Raw genomic sequence first — 20,491 nt, forward strand, 5'->3', positions numbered from 1 at the left:
GCACAACCATGCGTTTTCTGCGTTTCCTCAAGATATTTTTCACGGTTATCCGCTTCGGTCTCGACGAGATGATGCTCGGCCGCGTCAACGACCGGCGCGTGCGCATGCTGCTGCGTATCACCACGATCGGCCGCAAGTTCGACGCGCCGCCCGGCGTGCGTTTGCGGCTCGCGCTTGAAAGCCTCGGGCCGATCTTCGTCAAGTTCGGGCAGGTATTGTCGACGCGGCGCGACCTGTTGCCGGTCGATATTGCCAACGAACTCGCGAAGCTTCAGGACCAGGTGCCGCCGTTCGATTCGGCGGTGGCGATAGGGCTGGTCGAGAAGTCGTTGGGCGCGCCGGTCGACGTGCTGTTCGACGATTTCGAGCGGGTGCCGGTGGCGAGCGCGTCCATCGCGCAGGTGCACTTCGCGACGGTGAAGGCCGGACAGCATGCGGGCAAGGCTGTCGCTGTGAAGGTTCTGCGTCCGAACATGCTGCCCGTTATCGATTCGGACCTCGCGTTGCTGCGCGACATCGCCGTGTGGGCCGAGCGTTTGTGGGCGGACGGCAAGCGCCTGAAGCCGCGCGAGGTGGTCGCTGAGTTCGACAAGTACCTGCACGACGAACTCGATCTGATGCGCGAGGCGGCCAACGGCAGCCAGTTGCGCCGTAATTTCGCCGGGCTCGATCTGCTGCTCGTGCCGGAAATGTACTGGGAGTTTTGCACGCCAACCGTGCTCGTCATGGAGCGTATGGTCGGCGTGCCGATCAGCCAGGTGGATACACTGCGGGCGGCGGGCGTGGATATCCCGAAGCTGGCGCGCGAAGGCGTCGAAATTTTCTTCACTCAGGTGTTCCGCGACGGCTTTTTCCACGCGGACATGCACCCCGGCAACATTCAGGTGAGCCTCGATCCGGCGCATTTCGGCCGTTATATCGCGCTGGATTTCGGGATCATCGGGGCGCTGTCGGACTTCGACAAGAACTATCTCGCGCAGAACTTCCTCGCGTTTTTCAAGCGCGACTACCACCGCGTCGCAACGCTGCATCTGGAATCGGGCTGGGTGCCGCCCACCACACGCGTGGAAGAACTCGAAAGCGCCATTCGTGCTGTGTGCGAGCCGTATTTCGACCGCGCGCTGAAGGACATCTCGCTCGGTCAGGTGCTGATGCGTCTGTTTTCTACGTCGCGCCGCTTCAACGTCGAAATTCAGCCGCAACTGGTGCTGTTGCAAAAGACCATGCTCAACGTGGAAGGGCTTGGCCGATCGCTCGACCCCGAGCTGGATTTGTGGAAGACGGCAAAGCCCTATCTCGAGCGCTGGATGAATGAGCAGATCGGCCTGCGCGGCTGGTACGAGCGGCTCAAGATCGAGGCGCCGCAGTGGAGCAAGACGCTGCCACAGTTGCCGCGCCTGATCCATCATGTGCTGGCCGAACGCCACGATCACGGACGCGTCGGCAACGACGACATGATCCGGCAGATCCTGCTCGAACAGAAGCGTACTAACCGGCTGCTGCAGGGCTTGCTGCTGTTTGGCGTAGCGGTCGGCGTCGGCGCGGCGCTTGCGCGAGTGGTCCTCGCGCTGGCCTACGGCAGCTAATGAGTTTGCGAGGCACGTGATGAGCGACACGACCCAATCCCCGGTCCCCGATTTCGAAAACCGTGATCCGAATTCGCCGGCGTTCTGGAACGAGCGGTTTGAGCAGCATTTCATGCCGTGGGACCAGGCGGGTGTGCCGTCGGCGTTTCAGTCGTTTGCGAGCCGGCACACCGGAGAGCCGGTGCTGATTCCGGGTTGCGGCAGCGCATATGAAGCGGCTTGGCTGGCAGAGCACGGCAGCCCGGTGCGGGCGATTGATTTCTCGCAGGCAGCGGTTGCGGCGGCGCGGGCGCAATTGGGCGAGCAACATGCAGAACTCGTGGAAGAAGCCGATTTCTTCACCTACGAGCCGCCGTTCAGGCCGGCGTGGATCTACGAGCGGGCGTTTCTCTGCGCGTTGCCGTTGGCGCGGCGCGTCGACTATGCGCGTCGAATGGCGGATCTGTTGCCGGCGGGCGCGCTGCTCGCCGGATTCTTCTTTTTCGGCACGACGCCGAAGGGGCCGCCGTTCGGCATCGAGCGTGGCGAACTGGAAGCGCTGCTGACGCCGTTTTTCGAACTGCTCGAAGACGAACCCGTGACCGATTCGATCGCCGTATTCGCCGGGCGAGAGCGCTGGCTGACCTGGCGCCGCCGCGCGTGAGCGTGGCGCGACGGGAATTGGCGGGCGACTATAGCGGCAACTGGAAGCGGCAACGTGCGAGACGTGTAACGCGCTTCCGGCGCCAGCGCGGCCCTTGATTTTCCCGGTAGCCGCCCTCATCTGGCGCATCGGCGGTCGCGTCGGACGCTTATCCCCAAAATGCGGGGAGCGTTATCGTTTGCGGCTATAATTCAAGGCTTTGCAAGCGTTTACAAGATTTCAGTAGGGAACAGGTCATGCCGATCTACGCTTATCGTTGCGAGTCATGCGGCTTCGGGAAAGACGTGCTTCAGAAGATGAGCGACGCCCAGTTGACGCAATGTCCCGAATGCGGGAAAGACACTTTTCGGAAACAGGTCACGGCCGCAGGCTTCCAGTTGAAGGGCTCCGGCTGGTACGTGACCGATTTCCGCGGCGGCAATACCGGCACGAGCGCGCCGGCGAAGGCGGACGCAGACGGTGCGTCCACCGGCAGCCCGGCCGGGGCTGCCGCACCTGCCGGCAATGGCGCCGCGAAATCCGACACGGCCACGGCCAGCAGCGCAGCCGCCACGCCGGCCGCGCCCGCTGCGGCGCCGGCGGCTAGCACAGGCGCTAGCAGTTCGGGCAGCGCCTAGTGGGACTGCCGCCCTCGCGGGCGGCGCACACGCCGCGCAGCGCTTTCGCGGCGCGGCTTTCTGGCGGTACACATGACGACGAAAAAAACGACACTCAAATCGGTGTTTCTGACTGGCCTGCTGGTGCTGGTGCCTTTGGCCATCACACTGTGGGTGCTCGGTCTGATCATCGGCACGATGGACCAGACGCTGTTGCTACTGCCGCGCGCATGGCAACCGGAGCGTGTGTTCGGCTTCCGTTTGCCGGGTCTCGGCGCGGTGCTGACACTGGCGTTCATCTTTGTCGTCGGGCTGCTGACGCAGAACTTCGTCGGGCAAAAGCTCGTGAAGTGGTGGGAAGTCGTCGTCGCGCACATTCCCGTGGTCGGACCGATCTACACGAGCGTCAAGCAGGTGTCCGACACGCTGCTGTCGAGCAGCGGCAACGCCTTTCGTAAGGCGCTTCTGATCGAATATCCGCGCCGTGGCTCCTATACGATCGCGTTTCTCACCGGTATTCCGGGCGGCGACGTGATCAATCACCTGAAGGAAGATCACGTCAGCGTCTACGTGCCGACTACGCCGAACCCAACGTCCGGCTTCTTTCTGATGGTGCCGAAGAGCGAAGTGATCGAACTCGACATGACCGTCGACGCCGCGCTCAAGTACATCGTCTCGATGGGCGTGGTGGCGCCGTCCGCGCCGCCGGCGCCGGTGCGCCGCACGACAGTCGAGCCTCCGCTGTAATGCCGGCGCGCAACGTTTCACGCAGTGTTCAGCTGCGGCGCGCCGTTCAACTAATGCAAAACGAAAGTCAAACATCATGTCGATGAGATCTGAATACTGCGGTCTGGTGACCGAAGAACTGCTGGGCCAAACCGTCTCGCTGTGCGGCTGGGTAAGCCGCCGCCGCGACCATGGCGGCGTTATCTTCATCGACCTGCGCGACCGCGAAGGCCTCGTTCAGGTCGTCTGCGACCCGGACCGCGCGGAGATGTTCAAGGCCGCCGAAGGCGTGCGCAACGAATTCTGTCTGCAAATCAAGGGCGTGGTGCGCAGCCGTCCGGAAGGCACGACGAACGCCGCGCTGAAAAGCGGCAAGATCGAAGTGCTGTGCCACGAGCTGATCGTGCTGAACGCGTCGATCACGCCGCCGTTCCAGCTCGACGACGACAATCTGTCGGAAACGACGCGTCTTACGCATCGCGTGCTGGACCTGCGCCGTCCGCAGATGCAGCACAACCTGCGTCTGCGCTACCGTGTCGCGATCGAAGTGCGCAAGTATCTGGACGCGCAGGGCTTCGTCGACATTGAAACGCCGATGCTCACCAAGAGCACGCCGGAAGGCGCTCGCGACTACCTGGTGCCGTCGCGCACCAACCCCGGCCAGTTCTTCGCGCTGCCGCAATCGCCGCAGCTCTTCAAGCAGCTGCTAATGGTCGCGAACTTCGATCGCTACTACCAGATCGTCAAGTGCTTCCGCGACGAAGACCTGCGCGCCGACCGTCAGCCGGAATTCACGCAGATCGACTGCGAAACCTCGTTCCTGTCGGAACAGGAAATCCGCGATCTGTTCGAAGCGATGATCCGTCACGTGTTCCAGGAAACGATCGGCGTCGAACTGGACGAGAAATTCCCGGTTATGCAGTATTCGGAAGCCATGCGCCGCTTTGGTTCGGACAAGCCGGACCTGCGCGTCAAGCTCGAGTTCACCGACCTGACCGACGCGGTCAAAGACGTCGACTTCAAGGTGTTCAGCACCCCGGCCAACACCAAAGACGGCCGCGTCGCGGCGATCCGCGTGCCGAAGGGCGGCGAGCTTTCACGTGGCGACATCGACAGCTACACGGAATTCGTGCGCATTTACGGTGCCAAGGGTCTCGCGTGGATCAAGGTCAACGAAGTGGCGAAGGGCCGTGACGGCTTGCAAAGCCCGATCGTCAAGAACCTGCACGACGAAGCGGTCAAGGCGATCATCGAGCGCACCGGCGCGCAAGACGGCGACATCATTTTCTTCGCGGCGGACCGCGCGAAGGTGGTGAACGACAGCCTCGGCGCGCTGCGCCTGAAGATCGGCCACTCGGAATTCGGCAAGGCAAACGGCCTCGTCGAATCGGGCTGGAAGCCGCTGTGGGTGGTCGACTTCCCGATGTTCGAATACGACGAGGAAGACAACCGCTACGTCGCCGCGCATCACCCGTTCACGAGCCCGAAAGACGAGCACCTCGAGTATCTGGAAACGGACCCGGCGCGCTGTCTCGCCAAGGCTTACGACATGGTGCTGAACGGCTGGGAAATCGGCGGCGGCTCGGTGCGTATTCATCGTGAAGAAGTGCAGAGCAAGGTGTTCCGTGCGCTGAAGATCAACGCGGAAGAAGCGCAAGCCAAGTTCGGCTTCCTGCTCGACGCGCTGCAATACGGCGCGCCTCCGCACGGCGGCATTGCGTTCGGCCTGGACCGCATCGTCACGATGATGGCCGGCGCCGACTCGATCCGCGACGTGATCGCGTTCCCCAAGACGCAGCGCGCGCAAGACTTGCTCACGCAAGCGCCGAGCGAAGTGGACGAGCGCCAGTTGCGCGAGTTGCACATCCGCTTGCGTACGCCGGAACCGAAGGCGTAATCGAGGCGACCCGCGGCTGCCTGTGAACGGCAACGCGGGCTAGCACGCAAGCTGGCATCAGCAACGTCGAGCAAGATACGCTTGATGAAATAGCAAAACGAGAAAGGCGCGTCATGCGCCTTTTTTGCTTTTTGCGTTACAGTCCATGCAACAGCTTCTGCTCGCTCATTGGACCACTCGCCGACATGTACCGCGCAAGCGTTGCGCCCAGTTTTCACGCCATGCCGAAACCGCCAAAGATCCCGCAGTCCGTACTTGTCGTCATTCATACGCCCTCGCTCGACGTGCTGTTGATCGAGCGCGCCGATATTCCGGGCTTCTGGCAATCGGTGACGGGTTCCAAAGACCGGCTCGATGAGCCGCTCGCCGAGACGGCGATCCGTGAAGTGGCCGAAGAAACGGGCATCGTGATCGGCAGCACATTGGTGCCGGAGAGCGCCTTGTTCGACTGGCAATACTCGATCGAGTATGAGATCTATCCGCAGTTCCTGCATCGTTACGGCGAAGGCGTGATCCATAACACCGAGCATTGGTTCAGCGTACAAGTGCCCGAACAGCTCGAAGTGACATTGGCGCCGCGCGAACACACCGCATTTCTCTGGCTGCCATATGAAGAGGCGGCGTCGCGTTGTTTCTCTTCGTCGAATGCGGATGCGATTTTGCAATTGCCCAAGAGGCTGCGCGAGCGTTCGGAGTCTCGCGCATGAGCGTCGGCGGCGCACGCCGTTTCGCCCGCCTGCGGCAATCGCTGCTCGGCCGCCGCTATTGGCAGCGCTACCGCTTCACGAGCGGCAACGACGTCAAGCTGCTGCGCTCGGGCGGCGAGTACTTCAGCGCGCTCATCGAGCGCATCGATGCCGCGGAGCGCGACGTCGTTCTCGAAACCTACATCTTCTGCAACGACGAGGCCGGCCAGTCGGTCGGCGCAGCGTTGCTGCGAGCGGCGGCGCGCGGCGTGCGCGTGCGAGTGATTACCGACGGTATCGGCACTGCGCGCCTGTCGATGTTCGACGAGTGGGCCAGCGCGGGCATCGAGCATCGGATCTACAACCCGCATATCTTCGGGCGCTTCGGCTTTTCGCGCACGCATCGCAAGCTCGCCGTGATCGACGATCAGTTCGGGTACTGCGGCGGCATCAACATCGTCGACGATTATGAGAACGACGGCGAAAGGCTGCCCTATCGACGCTGGGATTTCGCGGTGGAATTGCACGGGCCGGTGGTTAACGACATCCGCGAGGCCTTTGAAGTGCAGTGGCGCCGGATTCGCGTCGGGCATCGGCCGCTCGATTCGCTGGAGCCGGATCTGACTCCGAAGACGGCAGCGTCCCTCGGCAACCTGAGACGTCGCCGCCGGCGCCACAACGAGGAGCTGTGGGCGGGCGGCGAACCCTGCGTCGCCTTCGTCGCACGCGACAACCTGATCAATCGCCGGGCGATCGAAAAGGCGTATCTGACGGCGATCGGCCAGGCTCGCGAGGAGGTGCTGCTGGCGAACCCGTACTTCATGCCGGGCCGCAAGCTGCGGCGCGCGCTGGTGTACGCGGCGCGGCGGGGCGTGGTGGTGAAGCTGATCATCGGGCGCAAGGAATTCAAGGCGCTCGATTATGCCGTGCCGTTTCTCTATCGCGCGTTGCTTCGAGCAGGCGTGCAGATCGCCGAGTACGAGAAAACCCTGCTGCACGGCAAGGTGGCGGTGGTCGACTCGAACTGGGCGACCGTGGGTTCGTCCAATCTCGACGCGCTGAGCCTGATGCTCAATAACGAGGCTAATGTCGTGCTGGTGAACGATCCGTCGATCGACGCGCTTCGCGAAGCGATTCTGGTCGCTTTCAAGGACTCACGGCGCATCGACGAAGCGCACTACGATGCGCGCCCGGCCGGCGAGCGCCTGCTCAACTGGCTCGCCTACACGACCTACCGGGCGGTGATGAAGGTGCTCACGGTGGGCGGCTACGATTGAAGGGGCGGAGTCAATGGCCCCAGTCGTGGCGTGCGCGCTCCTCGCCGACGCAACACAGACGCAATGCCAACATGGCGCCCCGCCCCTTCCTGATGGCGGCCTTTCTACGGCATCATGCCGGCCTCATGGCAAAAACGGCAACGGAAGCAGCAATCAAACGGGTGTCCTCCTGAGCAACAATTGCCTCAAGGCGAACCCCTCTAAAAAATCAGCTTCCTCCGATTGCCAGATGCCGCAGAATTGAAACCTGGTTAGAAACCGGTTTCTAATAAAGTCCTTGTTTCGCGGACGGCGCCACTCAATAATAGTACGGCCGTTCGATTTTCATTTCGGTCACATTAGAACGGTAAAAAGCTATGCGAAAAGGCGAACAGACGCGAGTCGCGATTCTCGATGCAGCACTTGATCTCGCAAGCCGCGACGGACTTGAAGGTCTGACGATTGGCCTCCTGGCCGAGCGCATGCAGATGAGCAAAAGCGGTGTGTTCGCGCATTTCGGATCGCGCGAAGACTTGCAGGTTGAAGTGGTGCGCGAATATCACCGTCGTTTCGAAGACGAAGTGTTCTTCCCGAGCCTGCGCGAACCTCGTGGACTGCCGCGCTTGCGAGCGATGATTTCCCGCTGGATCGAGAAGCGCATTCAGGAAGTCACGACCGGGTGCATCTACATCAGCGGCGCCGTCGAGTACGACGACCGCGCGGATAGCCAGGTGCGCGAGCAACTCGTGTCGAGCGTGACGATCTGGCGTGCGGCGCTCACGCGCGCGATTTCGCAGGCAATGGAAGAAGGGCATTTGCGTGCCGATACGGACCCGCAGTTGATGCTCTTCGAACTGTACAGCTTCACGCTCGGCCTGCATCACGACGCGCGCTTCCTGCATCTGCCGGATGCGGTGCGTCTCACGTGGGCCGCGCTGGAAAAATTGATTGTTTCGTATCAGAGCGAAAGCCGTTAGTGCAAACCGCGGCAAACCGCGAAACCTGAACAAGGTTCGGCGGCGAGAACGCGAACAACATCCGCGTGACGCACTTGCGCTAACGGCCTGGCTTCTTGTCAAACTTTGGAGAGAGTCATGGGACAGTACGCCGCGCCGCTGCGCGACATGCAATTCGTGTTGCACGAACTGCTCAACGTCGAAGCCGAGATCAAGCAGATGCCGAAGCACGCGGATCTCGACGCGGAGACGATCAACGCCGTGCTCGAAGAGGCCGGCAAGTTCTGCTCCGAAGTGTTGTTCCCGCTCAATCACAGCGGCGACCAGGAAGGCTGCACGTACGTCGGCGACGGCGTCGTCACCACGCCGAAGGGCTTCAAGGAAGCCTATCAGCAGTATGTGGAGGCTGGCTGGCCGGCGCTTGGCTGCGATCCGGAATACGGCGGCCAGGGGCTGCCCGCGTTCGTCAACAACGCGTTGTACGAAATGCTCAACTCGGCGAATCAGGCGTGGACCATGTATCCGGGTCTGTCGCACGGCGCCTACGAATGTCTGCACGCACACGGCACGCCCGAGCTGCAGCAGCGCTATCTGCCGAAGCTAGTTTCCGGCGTGTGGACCGGCACGATGTGTCTGACCGAACCGCATTGCGGCACCGATCTCGGCATTCTGCGCACCAAGGCCGAGCCGAACAGCGACGGTTCGTACTCGATCAGCGGTACGAAGATTTTCATCTCCAGCGGTGAGCACGATCTCGCGGAGAACATCGTCCACCTCGTGCTCGCGCGTTTGCCGGATGCGCCCAAGGGCACCAAAGGCATTTCGCTTTTCATCGTGCCGAAGTTCGTTCCGAACGAAGCCGGCGAGCCGGGCGAACGCAATGGCGTGAAGTGCGGCTCTATCGAACACAAGATGGGCATTCACGGCAACGCGACCTGCGTGATCAATCTCGACAACGCGAAGGGCTGGCTCGTCGGTGAGCCGAACAAAGGCCTGAACGCGATGTTCGTGATGATGAACGCGGCCCGCCTTGGCGTCGGCATGCAGAGTCTCGGCCTCACCGAAGTTGCATATCAGAACTCGCTCACGTACGCGAAAGAACGTCTGCAGATGCGTTCGCTAACCGGCCCGAAGGCGCCCGAGAAGGCCGCTGATCCGATCATCGTGCATCCCGACGTGCGTCGCATGCTGCTCACGCAGAAGGCCTATGCGGAAGGCGCGCGCGCGTTTTCGTACTGGTCCGCGCTGCACATCGACAAGGAACTGTCGCACGCCGACGAAGCGGTGCGTAAGGAAGCCGCCGATCTCGTCGCGCTGCTCACGCCGATCCTGAAAGCGTTCCTGTCGGACAACGCGTTCGAAGGCACGAATCACGCGATGCAGATTTACGGCGGCCACGGCTTCATCGCCGAGTGGGGCATGGAGCAGTATGTGCGCGACGCGCGTATCAACATGATCTACGAAGGCACTAACGCGATTCAGGCGCTCGACCTGCTCGGCCGCAAGATTCTCGGCGACATGGGCGCGAAGATGAAGAAGTTCGGCAAGCTCGTCACGGAGTTCGTCGAAGCGGAAGGCGTGAAGCCGGAAATGCAGGAATTCATCAACCCGCTCGCCGACATCGGCGAAAAGGTGCAGAAGCTGACAATGGAAATCGGCATGAAGGCCATGCAGAACCCGGACGAAGTCGGCGCCGCTGCCGTGCCGTACTTGCGCACTGTCGGCCATCTTGTGTTCTCGTACTTCTGGGCGCGCATGGCGCGCATCGCGCTGGACAAGGAAGCGTCGGGCGACCCGTTCTACAAGGCGAAGCTCGCCACCGCGCGTTTCTACTTCGCGAAGCTGCTGCCTGAGACGGCCATGACCATCCGTCAGGCGCGCGCCGGTTCCAAGCCGCTCATGGAAGTGGAAGAAGCGCTGTTCTAAGCCATCTCACGGAACGCGTCGCGCTCATTCGAACAGCGCGGCGCGTTCGCCAGCCACACATGTCGCGAACCAGCCGACACATTCGCGACACCGCATAACTCCCCGGAGGAACGACGTGAGCAATCTGATCATTCGCAAGGTAGCCGTGCTCGGCGCCGGCGTGATGGGCGCGCAGATCGCCGCGCACCTGGTCAACGCCAAGGTGCCCGTACTGCTGTTCGACCTGCCCGCCAAAGAAGGCCCGAAGAACGCAATCGCGCTGAAGGCGATCGAGAATCTGAAGAAGCTGTCGCCAGCGCCGTTCGGCGTGAAAGACGACGCGCAATACATTCAGCCGGCGAATTACGACGACGACATCGAGAAGCTCGCCGAATGCGACCTCGTGATCGAAGCGATCGCCGAGCGCATGGACTGGAAGCACGACCTGTACAAGAAGGTGTCGCCGCATATCGCGCCGAACGCGATTTTCGCGACCAACACGTCGGGCCTGTCGATCACCGAACTCTCGCAAGGTTTCGCGGACGAGTTGAAGGCGCGCTTTTGCGGCGTGCACTTTTTCAATCCGCCGCGTTACATGCATCTCGTTGAACTGATTCCAACCGCGACGACGCGCCCCGAAATTCTCGATCAGCTGGAAACGTTCCTGACGAGCGTGGTCGGCAAGGGCGTCGTGCGCGCGAAGGACACGCCGAACTTCATCGCGAATCGCGTCGGCATTTTCTCGATCCTCGCCGTCATTACCGAAGCCGCGAAATTCGGCCTGCGTTTCGACGAAGTGGACGACCTGACCGGCTCGCGTCTCGGCCGTGCGAAGTCGGCCACGTTCCGGACCGCCGACGTGGTCGGTCTGGACACAATGGCGCACGTCATCAAGACGATGCAGGACAACCTGAAGGACGATCCGTTCTTCCCCGTCTACGAAACGCCGGCCGTGCTCGCCGAACTGGTGAAGAAGGGCGCACTCGGTCAGAAAACCGGCGGCGGTTTCTACCGGAAGGAAGGCAAGGCGATCAAGGTGCTCGACCCGAAAACGGGCGACTACGTGGATGGCGGTGCGAAGGCGGACGAACTGGTCGGCCGCATCCTGAAGCGCCCGCCGGCCGAGCGCCTCAAACTGCTGCGCGAATCGCAGCATCCGCAGGCCCAATTCCTGTGGTCGATTTTCCGCGACGTGTTCCACTACATCGGCGTGCATCTGGAATCGATCGCCGATAACGCGCGCGACGTCGACCTGGCAATCCGCTGGGGCTTCGGCTGGAACGAAGGCCCGTTCGAAGGCTGGCAGACCGCGGGCTGGAAGCAGGTCGCCGAATGGGTGCAGGAAGATATCGCAGCGGGCAAGGCGCTTTCGAACGTGCCGCTGCCGTCGTGGGTGCTCGACGGCCCAGTCGCCGAGAAGGGCGGCGTGCATACGAACGAAGGTTCATGGTCGCCCGCTTCGAAGACTTTCGTGCCGCGTTCGTCGCTCGGTGTGTACGACCGGCAGGTGTTTCGCGCACCGCTCGTCGGCGAAACGGCTGCTGACCCGAAGACCTATGGCAAGACGCTGTTCGAAACCGACGCCGTGCGCGCCTGGGTGGACGACCGCGCCGGCGAAAACGACGTGCTGATCGTGTCGTTCAAGAGCAAGATGAACACGATTGGACCGTCGGTGATAGACGGTCTCACGCAGGCAATCGAACTCGCTGAGAAAGAGTACAAAGGTCTCGTCGTATGGCAGCCGACATCGCTGAAGCTCGGCACGCCGGGCGGCCCGTTCTCCGCGGGCGCCAACCTTGAAGAAGCGATGCCCGCGTTCATGATGGGCGGCGCGAAGGGCATCGAGCCGTTCGTGAAGAAATTCCAGCAAGGCATGCTGCGCGTGAAGTATGCGAGCGTGCCGGTCGTTTCCGCGGTGTCGGGCATTGCGCTCGGCGGCGGCTGCGAGCTGCTGCTGCATAGCGCGAAGCGGGTCGCGCACATCGAAAGCTATATCGGTCTGGTGGAAGTCGGCGTGGGTCTGGTGCCCGCGGGCGGCGGCCTGAAGGAAGCGGCGCTGCGCGCAGCGGAAGCCGCGACGCAAGTCGGCGCGACCAACGACCTGTTGAAGTTCGTGCAGAAGTCGTTCGAAAACGCGGCGATGGCGAAGGTCTCCGCCTCCGCGCTCGATGCTCGCGCAATGGGTTATCTGAAGCCGTCCGACACGATCGTCTTCAACGTGTTCGAGCTGCTCGACGTCGCGAAGAAAGAAGCGCGCGCGCTGGCCGGCGCGGGTTATCGTCCGCCGCTGCGCGTCACGCAAGTGCCGGTCGCCGGACGTTCGGCGATCTCGACGATCAAGGCTTCGCTCGTGAACATGCGCGACGGGCGCTTCATCAGCGAGCACGACTTCCTGATCGCAAGCCGTATCGCGGAAGCCGTGTGCGGCGGCGACGTGGAAGCAGGCAGTCTCGTCGACGAAGAATGGCTGCTGCAACTGGAGCGTCGCGCGTTCGTGGATCTGCTGGGCACGCAAAAGACCCAGGAACGGATCATGGGCATGCTGCAGACCGGCAAGCCGGTGCGGAATTGAGCGACTAGCGCAAATACATTTGCATGGGGCGGGAGTAAGCGCGAAAGCGTCACCGCCGCCTACATCGGAGCTTCAAATGACAAAGCAATTGCAAGACGCATACATCGTCGCCGCGAGCCGTACGCCGATCGGCAAGGCGCCGCGCGGCATGTTCAGGAATACGCGCCCCGACGAACTGCTGGTTCACGCGATCAGATCGGCCGTTGCGCAGGTGCCCGGGCTCGACACCAAGGTGATCGAAGACGCCATCGTCGGCTGCGCGATTCCCGAAGCGGAACAGGGCTTGAACGTCGCGCGGATGGGCGCATTGCTGGCCGGTTTGCCCAATTCGGTCGGCGGCGTCACGGTGAACCGCTTCTGCGCGTCGGGCTTGACCGCGCTGGCTATGGCTGCGGATCGCATCCGCGTGGGTGAATCGGACGCGATGATCGCGGGCGGCTGCGAATCCATGAGCATGGTACCGATGATGGGCAACAAGCCGTCGCTGTCGCCGCATATCTTCGATCGCAACGAAGACGTCGGCATTGCGTACGGCATGGGCCTGACCGCGGAAAAAGTCGCCGAGCGCTGGAAGATCAGCCGCGAAGCGCAAGATGCGTTCTCGGTCGAATCGCATCGCCGTGCAATCGCCGCGCAGCAAGCCGGCGAGTTCAACGACGAAATCGCCGCTTACACAATCACCGAACGCTTCCCGGATCTGGCCACCGGCGAAGTGCGCGTCAAAACGCGTGAAGTCGCGCTCGACGAGGGCCCGCGGGCGGATACCTCGCTCGAAGGTCTCGCGAAGCTGCGCACGGTGTTCGCGAACAAGGGCTCAGTGACGGCGGGCAACAGCTCACAGACGTCGGACGGCGCGGGTGCGCTGATTGTCGTGTCGGAAAAGATCCTGAAGCAATTCAATCTGACGCCGCTCGCACGCTTCGTGAGCTTTGCGGTGCGAGGCGTGCCGCCGGAAATCATGGGCATTGGGCCGAAGGAAGCGATTCCGGCCGCGTTGAAGGCTGCGGGTCTCAAGCAGGACGACATCGACTGGATCGAGCTGAATGAAGCGTTCGCCGCGCAGTCGCTCGCGGTGATTCAGGACCTCGGTCTCGATCCGTCGAAGATCAACCCGCTCGGCGGCGCGATCGCGCTGGGTCATCCGCTTGGCGCGACGGGCGCGATTCGTGCGTCCACGGTCGTGCACGGCCTGCGCCGTCGCAACTACAAGTACGGCATGGTGACGATGTGCGTGGGCACGGGCATGGGCGCAGCCGGCATTATCGAGCGGCTGTGACACAGTCCCCGCCGGTGTTAGCGGCAAGCCGTTAAGGCGCGCAGAACGGTTCGCAGGCTTGCCGCTTGCGAACCGTTTTCGCATTCGCAGCAGCAGTTTTCCAGCAGTTTCCGCAGCAGTCGAGGAGACAAAATGACGACGGATATTCTGGTCGAGCGCGCAAATGGCGTGCTGACAATTGCCTTCAACCGGCCGGACAAGAAGAACGCAATCACGGCCGCGATGTACCAAACGATGGCCGACACGCTGGTGCAGGCGCAAGGCGACGCGTCGGTGCGCGCGATCCTGATTCGCGGCAGCGCGAACATCTTCAGCGCCGGCAACGACCTCGAAGACTTCATGAAGTCGCCGCCAATGGGCGAAAACGCGCCGGTGTTCCAGTTCCTGCGTGCAATCAGTTCGGCCGAGAAGCCGGTGGTCGCGTCAGTGGCGGGGCCGGCGGTAGGCATCGGCACGACGCTGCTGCTGCATTGCGATCTTGTCTATGCCGCCGACTCCGCGAGCTTCTCGCTGCCGTTCGCGCAACTGGGGTTGTGCCCGGAAGCGGCGTCGAGCCTGCTGCTCGCGCGTGTCGCCGGCTACCAGGCGGCAGCCGAGAAACTGCTTCTTGGCGAGGCGTTCGACGTCGCCGAGGCACAGCGCATGGGCTTCGTGAACCGCGTACTGCCGGCTGCGGAAGTCGATGCGTTCGCGGCATCGCAAGCAGCGAAGCTGGCCGCGCTGCCGGCGTCGTCATTGCGGGTGACGAAGAGCCTGATGAAGCGCGCGAGCCACCAGGAACTGCAAACGCAGATGTCGGAAGAAGCCGTGCATTTCGGCAAGATGCTGATCGCGCCCGAAGCGCGCGAGGCGTTCAAGGCGTTCTTCGAAAAGCGCAAGCCCGACTTCCGGCAATTCGACTGAGCGGCTGCTCAGCTTTGTGACGGCTGCGCTGTGTCGTAATCGACGTAGCTGGTTTCACGGCAGAAGCTGACGAGCCGCACGCCCGCCTTGCGGGCAATCGCAATTGCGAGCGACGAGGGCGCCGAGATCGTCGCGACCATCGGCACGTCGACGCGAGCAGCTTTGCGCACGAGCTCGTAACTCGCGCGGCTCGACAGGAACACGAAGCCCTCTTTCGTATCCACGCGATCGAGCACGAGTTGGCCGATCAGTTTGTCGAGCGCATTGTGGCGGCCCACGTCTTCGAACGCGTAGCGTATTGCGCCCGCCGCGTCGCACCATGCGGCGGCGTGCAAGCCGCCCGTGAGGCGCGTGAGCGCCTGATGCTGCGGCAGTTCGCGGGCGGCGCGCGCAATCGCGTCCGGTGCGAGCCGCTGCAGAAACCCAGTGTCGGGCACGCGTTCGGGTTTCAGATCGAGCAAGTCGATGCTTTCGATGCCGCACACGCCGCAGCCGGTGCGGCCGGCGAGCGCACGGCGCTTTTCCTTCAGCGCGACGAACGCCTGCTGCACGACCTGCAACTGCACTTCGGCGTGCGGCAATTCGCCGTCGTCATGCAATTCGACCTCGATGTCCTGAATGTCGCTGCCGCGCGCGACGATTCCTTCCGAGATCGCGAAGCCCACCGCGAACGCTTCGAGGTCGCGCGGGGTGCACATCATCACCGCATGCGAAATGCCGTTGAAGACGAGCGCGACCGGCCACTCCTGACCGACGTGGTCGGTGACCGTTTCGACCGCCGCACCGCGATGGCGGTGCACCTGACGCTCCACCGCGCCTGGCTGGCCGGCTGTTTCCAGTTCGTTCAAGCTGATTCACTCCATTTATGCTGCGTGCGCACCGTACCGGACTGCGCCGCCGGTGTGCGAATAAGGTTCTAAAATACCTCAAGCCGGGCTTGTGCGTTGCCCGTCAACAATGAGGAACACTGTCATGGGACTCAACGAGGCACCGCTGCTGTTCAACTTCGAGGTGAAGTCGTCGGAGAATTTCACTTACATCCCGATGTCGGTTCGCTTCAATCTCGATCGTTTCGGCCTGCGCATTTCGCTCGCGCAGTGGCAAATGCTGCCGCTCGAAGACCGCAAGCTGCTCGCGCGTTTCCCCGTCGAGGAGGACGCGGAGATCGAGCCGAACTTCGATCACGCGCTGTTTGAAATGCTGCGCACTCACGCGAACGTCGAGCCGGAGTGGTTCACGCCCGACGAGGCGCCAGCCTGGCGCAACACGGACGGCGTGCCCGAGAGCGTACTGCGTCAGGCGAAACAGGCCGGCCTGGCGGCGCCGAGCGCCGCGCTGTGGGCGCAGCTCGATCCGTTCAAGCGCTACGTGCTGGCCAAGCTTTCGCGCAAGCAGGAGATCAACCACGACTTCATCCCGGCGATGAAGGAATTTGGAGCGGCCGGCTAGGCGCTGCCGGCTAGGCGCTGCCGGCTAGGTGCGGCCGGCTAGGCGCCACCGAAATTTTTTTCACTCCAACCCTCAACCTGTTCCGAACGCTGCCGTTATCCATGGGTTGGCGCGTAAAAGACTCGCATCGATGCGGCCGGACGCATCGGAAGCGGCCTCGCGCTCCCGCCTGAAGAACGATCGACGTTCGGAACCCATGACCCATTTCATCTCGAAGCGGCTGCTGATCAATATCGCGGTCGTAGCCGCCGCGCTCGGCGCAAACGTGTTCGTCGCGTATTTGCAGATCGGCGGGCAGCGCGATGCCGACGCCCGCATGCTGCATTCGACGCATGTTCGCCAGAGTCTCGACGCCTACCAGACGGCGCTCGACGCCGGCCTCGCCGCGCTCGCCCGGTTCGAAGCGTCCGCTGAACCGTCGCCGGGAAACGCCGCCGCGACGATGAGCGCTACGCTCGCCAGTCTCCAGCGCGAATTGCGCGACGAGCTCGCCGATGAGCCGGCCATGCTCGCCACGCTCGCGCAGGTCGACGCCGACAGCCGCGCGCTGCAACGCGACATCGACGACGCGCTGCTGGGCCGCGATGCCGCCGAGCCGGCTGCGTCACGCGCATGGGCGGCGGCGTCGTATATGCATGTCGGGCTCGGGCTGCAACGTGTCGAAGCGGGCCTCGCCGCGCTGCGCGACGCCGAAAACCGTGCGTTCAAAGAGTCGCTCGCGGCTTCGACGAAACGGGCGAAGCACGCCATGTTCATGTTGGTCGTGACTATGATTGCGGGCAGTGCGCTCCTCATTTTCACTTTCGGCGTGCGCGAAAGCAGTGCGCGCAAGAAGCTGCACAGCGCGCGGGCGCTTGGCCGCAACGACGAGCGTTTTCGCAGCCTGTTCGACGATCATCCGGTGCCCATGTATATCTTCGACCGCGAGACGCTGCGCTTTCTCGCCGTCAATTCGGCGGCGATTCAGCAGTACGGCTATTCGGAGGCCGAGTTCCTCGACATGACGATTCGCGCGATCCGGCCGAATGTGGAGATCGCGCGCCTCGAGTCGCATCTGCAGCGCGCCGACAGCGTGCAGCACGGCCGCACGATGGCGGGCATCTGGCATCACCGGCGCAAGGACGGCTCGACCATCAGCGCGGACATCTCGTATCACGCGCTGAATTTCATGGGACGCGCCGCGTTTTTCGTTCTCGCCGACGACGTCACCGAACAGATCAACGCCGAAGCGGAGGCGCAGCGTTCCAATCAGATGCTCGAAGCGGTGATCGACAACATTCCGCAGCGCATTTTCTGGAAAGATCTGGAGTCACGCTATCTGGGCTGCAACATGGCGTTCGCGCGCGACGGCGGGCTCTCGTATCCAGAGCAGGTGGTAGGCAAGAGCGACGCCGACATGCCGTGGCGCGCCTTCGCCGAACTGCTGAGCGCGCACGACAAGGAAGTGATCGACACCGGCGTGCCGAAGATGAACTTCGAGGTCGACATGGTGATCGACGGCGTGCATCGTACGACGGTGACGAGCAAGCTGCCGTTCACCGACGGCGAAGGCCGCGTGATCGGCGTGCTCGGCTCATACACCGACATCACGGAGCGCAAGCGCGCCGATCTCGCGCTGCGTCTGCAAAGCCGCGCGCTCGACGCGAGCGTCAACGCAATTCTGATCACGGCGCCCTCGCCGTCGGGCAATCTGATCGAATACGTGAATCCGGCGTTCATGCGGATCACAGGCTACGATCCCGCCGAGGTGATCGGCCACGATTGCCGGGTCTTGCAACGCGACGATCGCGAGCAGGAAGGCGTTGCGTCGATCCGCAAGGCGCTCGCCGCGAATCGCGAAGTGAGCGCGGTGGTGCGCAACTATCGCAAGGACGGCGCGCTGTTCTGGAATCAGTTGTTCATTGCGCCCGTGCCTAACGCGGAAGGCGTGATTACGCATCACATCGGCGTGATCAACGACGTCACCGACCTGATGCGCTATCAGGAACAGCTCGAATATCAGGCCAACTACGACAGCCTCACGCGCCTGCCCAACCGCAATCTCCTGCGCGACCGTCTGCAGCATGCGCTGATCGTCGCGCAGCGTCAGCACAAGGGCGTGGCCGTGGTGTTCATGGACCTCGACGGTTTCAAGAACGTCAACGACAGCCTGGGCCACAGCGTCGGCGATCGGCTGCTCGGCGTCGTGGCGGAGCGGCTCGCGCGCTGCACTCGCACGAGCGATACCGTCGCGCGACACGGCGGCGACGAGTTCGTGATCGTGATGACGGACACTGTCGACGAACAATCGCTGATTGCGTGGATGGAGCGCGTGCGCGCTTCGATTTCGGAGCCGGTCTGGCTCGACGGCACGGAGCTGTACGTCGGGTGCAGCATGGGGGCGAGTCTGTTCCCGCAAGACGGCGACGACGCCGAAACGCTGATGAAAAAGGCGGACCTCGCGATGTATCGCGCGAAGGACATGGGCCGCAACACGTTCCAGTTCTATCAGCCGGAGATGAACGCGAGCGCGGGCGCGCGTTTGAATCTCGAAAGGCGCTTGCGCCGCGCGCTGCGCGACAACGAATTCCTGCTGCACTATCAGCCGCAGGTCGATATCGACAGCGGACAGATCGTCGGTACCGAGGCGCTGGTGCGTTGGAGCGATCCGGAAGTGGGGCTCGTGCCGCCGTCGTCGTTCATTCCGGTTGCCGAGGAAAGCGGTCTCATCGGCCCGCTGTCCGAGTGGGTGCTGCGCGAGGCGTGCCGTCAAAACAAGGCCTGGCAAGACCTCGGCTTGCCGCCGGCGCGTGTGTCGGTCAACCTGTCGGCGCGTGTGTTCCAGCAGCGCGATATTGCAAAACTCGTCATGCAGGTGCTCGACGAGACCGGCCTCGAGCCGCAATACCTCGAACTGGAACTGACCGAGAGCGCGATCATGCGCAACGCCGAAGAAGCGGTGTCCATGCTCAACGAGCTGCACGCGCTCGGCATTGGCCTTGCCATCGACGACTTCGGCACGGGTTATTCGAGCCTCAGCTACCTGAAGCGTTTCCCAGTGGACCGGCTGAAGATCGACCGCTCGTTCGTGTCCGACATCGGCATATCCGGCGACGACGAGACGATTACCTCGGCCATCATCGCGCTCGCTCATTCGCTGAAGCTGCAGGTGATAGCCGAAGGCGTCGAAACGTCGGCACAACTCGACTTCCTTAAGGAGCGTGCCTGCGACGAGATGCAAGGCTTCTACTTCGCGAAGCCTTTGTCCACCGAGGCAATTTTCGACTTGATGCAAGGCGGCGCAGCACGCGAACTCGCGCTGGTTTGAGTGCGGCGGCGCGGGCGGTCGCTGCTGCTGGGTCGGTCGCGATGCACCTACGCTTAGGTTAACGCCGCCGTCCTCACACTGCCGGCGTGCTCGCGAAAACCGGCAACTGCTCCGCCGCAGCCGAAAATGCCTGCAAATGCGGATGCGCACTGGCGCTCACGATCTGCGGCAGCATTGCCTGGGTGAAGTTCCACGCGACCGCGAGCGTCACTTCCGCCGCGCCGAGGCGCTCCGCCTCGGTTGGCAACGGTGCGGCCGCGGCTTCCTGTTCGAGCTCGGCATACGCTGCGAGCATCTGCCCGCGCACCCGCTCCATCCACGGCTCGTGCTGCTTGTCCACCGGCCGCAGATTGCGTTCGTAGACGATCTGCACCGTCTTGTCGCACGCGGCGAGCGAGAGGCCCGTCAGGCGCGCGGCGCGCAGGCAGTCTTCGGGACTGGACGGAAATAGCCGCTGCCCGGAACCGGCGAGCGACGCGAGATATTGAAGGATCACCGTCGAATCCATCACCGTCTTGCCGTTGTCGGCGACGAGCGTCGGCGCCTTGACCACCGCGTTGATAGCCGCGAACTGGTCGTAGGTACTGAACACGGAAATGGGCGCGTGTTCGAAATCCAGCTTCAGCATCTTCATGCAGATAGCCACCCGGCGCACGTAAGGCGAGTCCAGCATTCCGATCAGTTTCATGTTGCTCCCGTTAGAAGTTCTATCGCGATGCGCAGGTGCCCGCGG

General features: G+C 62.9%; 16 protein-coding genes. 14 read left to right on the top strand and 2 right to left on the bottom strand.

Annotated elements, in window-relative coordinates; genetic code table 11:
• The first annotated feature begins 8 nt into the window (after window positions 1–8).
• The 12 genes from ubiB (at window position 9) to J2W46_RS23975 (ending at window position 15,002) form a co-directional block, all read left to right on the top strand.
• Entirely contained in the window at window positions 9–1,586 is a 1,578-nt protein-coding gene (ubiB, locus tag J2W46_RS23920; protein WP_020069627.1) for a ubiquinone biosynthesis regulatory protein kinase UbiB, read from the top strand.
• A 19-nt stretch (window positions 1,587–1,605) separates the two neighbouring features.
• Window positions 1,606–2,229, top strand: a complete 624-nt coding sequence (locus J2W46_RS23925) for a methyltransferase domain-containing protein (protein WP_310356741.1) — start codon at window positions 1,606–1,608, stop codon at window positions 2,227–2,229.
• A 236-nt stretch (window positions 2,230–2,465) separates the two neighbouring features.
• The gene (locus J2W46_RS23930; RefSeq protein WP_310356744.1) at window positions 2,466–2,846 is read left to right on the top strand and encodes an FmdB family zinc ribbon protein; all 381 of its coding nucleotides are present in this window, start codon (window positions 2,466–2,468) and stop codon (window positions 2,844–2,846) included.
• Window positions 2,847–2,918: 72 nt separating this feature from the next.
• Window positions 2,919–3,572, top strand: a complete 654-nt coding sequence (locus tag J2W46_RS23935) for a DUF502 domain-containing protein (RefSeq protein WP_020069630.1) — start codon at window positions 2,919–2,921, stop codon at window positions 3,570–3,572.
• A 76-nt stretch (window positions 3,573–3,648) separates the two neighbouring features.
• Entirely contained in the window at window positions 3,649–5,448 is a 1,800-nt protein-coding gene (aspS, locus tag J2W46_RS23940; protein ID WP_087750877.1) for an aspartate--tRNA ligase, read from the top strand.
• A gap of 221 nt (window positions 5,449–5,669) precedes the next feature.
• On the top strand, window positions 5,670–6,155 hold the full coding sequence (gene nudB / locus J2W46_RS23945; protein WP_088173302.1) for a dihydroneopterin triphosphate diphosphatase: 486 nt from the start codon (window positions 5,670–5,672) through the stop codon (window positions 6,153–6,155).
• Complete coding sequence (clsB, locus tag J2W46_RS23950; protein WP_310356748.1) at window positions 6,152–7,411, top strand: cardiolipin synthase ClsB; 1,260 nt, start codon at window positions 6,152–6,154, stop codon at window positions 7,409–7,411. Before nudB ends, clsB begins: the two co-directional genes overlap by 4 nt.
• Window positions 7,412–7,767: 356 nt before the next feature.
• On the top strand, window positions 7,768–8,367 hold the full coding sequence (locus J2W46_RS23955) for a TetR/AcrR family transcriptional regulator (protein ID WP_310356751.1): 600 nt from the start codon (window positions 7,768–7,770) through the stop codon (window positions 8,365–8,367).
• A 117-nt stretch (window positions 8,368–8,484) separates the two neighbouring features.
• Window positions 8,485–10,272, top strand: a complete 1,788-nt coding sequence (locus tag J2W46_RS23960; protein ID WP_087750875.1) for an acyl-CoA dehydrogenase C-terminal domain-containing protein — start codon at window positions 8,485–8,487, stop codon at window positions 10,270–10,272.
• Window positions 10,273–10,387: 115 nt separating this feature from the next.
• Entirely contained in the window at window positions 10,388–12,823 is a 2,436-nt protein-coding gene (locus J2W46_RS23965; RefSeq protein ID WP_310356752.1) for a 3-hydroxyacyl-CoA dehydrogenase/enoyl-CoA hydratase family protein, read from the top strand.
• Between the two features lie 76 nt (window positions 12,824–12,899).
• Window positions 12,900–14,099: an acetyl-CoA C-acyltransferase gene (locus J2W46_RS23970; protein WP_020069637.1), complete on the top strand. Its 1,200-nt coding sequence runs from the start codon at window positions 12,900–12,902 to the stop codon at window positions 14,097–14,099.
• A 132-nt stretch (window positions 14,100–14,231) separates the two neighbouring features.
• A complete protein-coding gene (locus J2W46_RS23975) occupies window positions 14,232–15,002 on the top strand; it encodes an enoyl-CoA hydratase (protein WP_087750872.1) in 771 nt (256 codons plus the stop codon).
• Window positions 15,003–15,010: 8 nt separating this feature from the next.
• On the opposite strand, the gene fdhD is transcribed toward J2W46_RS23975, so the two are convergent.
• A complete protein-coding gene (gene fdhD, locus J2W46_RS23980) occupies window positions 15,011–15,850 on the bottom strand; it encodes a formate dehydrogenase accessory sulfurtransferase FdhD (RefSeq protein WP_088173141.1) in 840 nt (279 codons plus the stop codon).
• Between the two features lie 124 nt (window positions 15,851–15,974).
• Between fdhD and J2W46_RS23985 the strand changes: the two genes are divergently transcribed.
• Together J2W46_RS23985 and J2W46_RS23990 are read left to right on the top strand one after the other, a co-directional pair.
• On the top strand, window positions 15,975–16,451 hold the full coding sequence (locus tag J2W46_RS23985) for a nitrate reductase associated protein (protein ID WP_020069640.1): 477 nt from the start codon (window positions 15,975–15,977) through the stop codon (window positions 16,449–16,451).
• 196 nt (window positions 16,452–16,647) lie between these two features.
• Window positions 16,648–19,758 carry a sensor domain-containing protein gene (locus tag J2W46_RS23990; RefSeq protein ID WP_310356761.1) on the top strand — a complete coding sequence of 1,037 codons (3,111 nt, stop codon included), beginning with the start codon at window positions 16,648–16,650 and terminating at the stop codon, window positions 19,756–19,758.
• A gap of 73 nt (window positions 19,759–19,831) precedes the next feature.
• Here J2W46_RS23990 and J2W46_RS23995 read toward each other — a convergent pair whose 3' ends face one another.
• The gene (locus J2W46_RS23995; protein ID WP_310356763.1) at window positions 19,832–20,446 is read right to left on the bottom strand and encodes a glutathione S-transferase; all 615 of its coding nucleotides are present in this window, start codon (window positions 20,444–20,446) and stop codon (window positions 19,832–19,834) included.
• Window positions 20,447–20,491: the final 45 nt, after the last annotated feature.

Origin of the sequence: Paraburkholderia strydomiana (assembly GCF_031456815.1) — a bacterium.
GTDB classification, from domain to species: Bacteria; Pseudomonadota; Gammaproteobacteria; order Burkholderiales; family Burkholderiaceae; genus Paraburkholderia; species Paraburkholderia caledonica.

What these genes read in the sequence shown, in the direction of transcription:
- J2W46_RS23990 (WP_310356761.1), top strand. Translation starts at nt 16,648, where the DNA reads ATGACCCATTTCATCTCGAAGCGGCTGCTGATCAATATCGCGGTCGTA.
- J2W46_RS23930 (WP_310356744.1), top strand. Translation starts at nt 2,466, where the DNA reads ATGCCGATCTACGCTTATCGTTGCGAGTCATGCGGCTTCGGGAAAGAC.
- J2W46_RS23955 (WP_310356751.1), top strand. Translation starts at nt 7,768, where the DNA reads ATGCGAAAAGGCGAACAGACGCGAGTCGCGATTCTCGATGCAGCACTT.
- J2W46_RS23995 (WP_310356763.1), bottom strand. Translation starts at nt 20,446, where the DNA reads ATGAAACTGATCGGAATGCTGGACTCGCCTTACGTGCGCCGGGTGGCT.
- nudB (WP_088173302.1), top strand. Translation starts at nt 5,670, where the DNA reads ATGCCGAAACCGCCAAAGATCCCGCAGTCCGTACTTGTCGTCATTCAT.
- ubiB (WP_020069627.1), top strand. Translation starts at nt 9, where the DNA reads ATGCGTTTTCTGCGTTTCCTCAAGATATTTTTCACGGTTATCCGCTTC.
- J2W46_RS23970 (WP_020069637.1), top strand. Translation starts at nt 12,900, where the DNA reads ATGACAAAGCAATTGCAAGACGCATACATCGTCGCCGCGAGCCGTACG.
- aspS (WP_087750877.1), top strand. Translation starts at nt 3,649, where the DNA reads ATGTCGATGAGATCTGAATACTGCGGTCTGGTGACCGAAGAACTGCTG.
- clsB (WP_310356748.1), top strand. Translation starts at nt 6,152, where the DNA reads ATGAGCGTCGGCGGCGCACGCCGTTTCGCCCGCCTGCGGCAATCGCTG.
- J2W46_RS23975 (WP_087750872.1), top strand. Translation starts at nt 14,232, where the DNA reads ATGACGACGGATATTCTGGTCGAGCGCGCAAATGGCGTGCTGACAATT.
- J2W46_RS23985 (WP_020069640.1), top strand. Translation starts at nt 15,975, where the DNA reads ATGGGACTCAACGAGGCACCGCTGCTGTTCAACTTCGAGGTGAAGTCG.
- J2W46_RS23925 (WP_310356741.1), top strand. Translation starts at nt 1,606, where the DNA reads ATGAGCGACACGACCCAATCCCCGGTCCCCGATTTCGAAAACCGTGAT.
- J2W46_RS23960 (WP_087750875.1), top strand. Translation starts at nt 8,485, where the DNA reads ATGGGACAGTACGCCGCGCCGCTGCGCGACATGCAATTCGTGTTGCAC.
- J2W46_RS23935 (WP_020069630.1), top strand. Translation starts at nt 2,919, where the DNA reads ATGACGACGAAAAAAACGACACTCAAATCGGTGTTTCTGACTGGCCTG.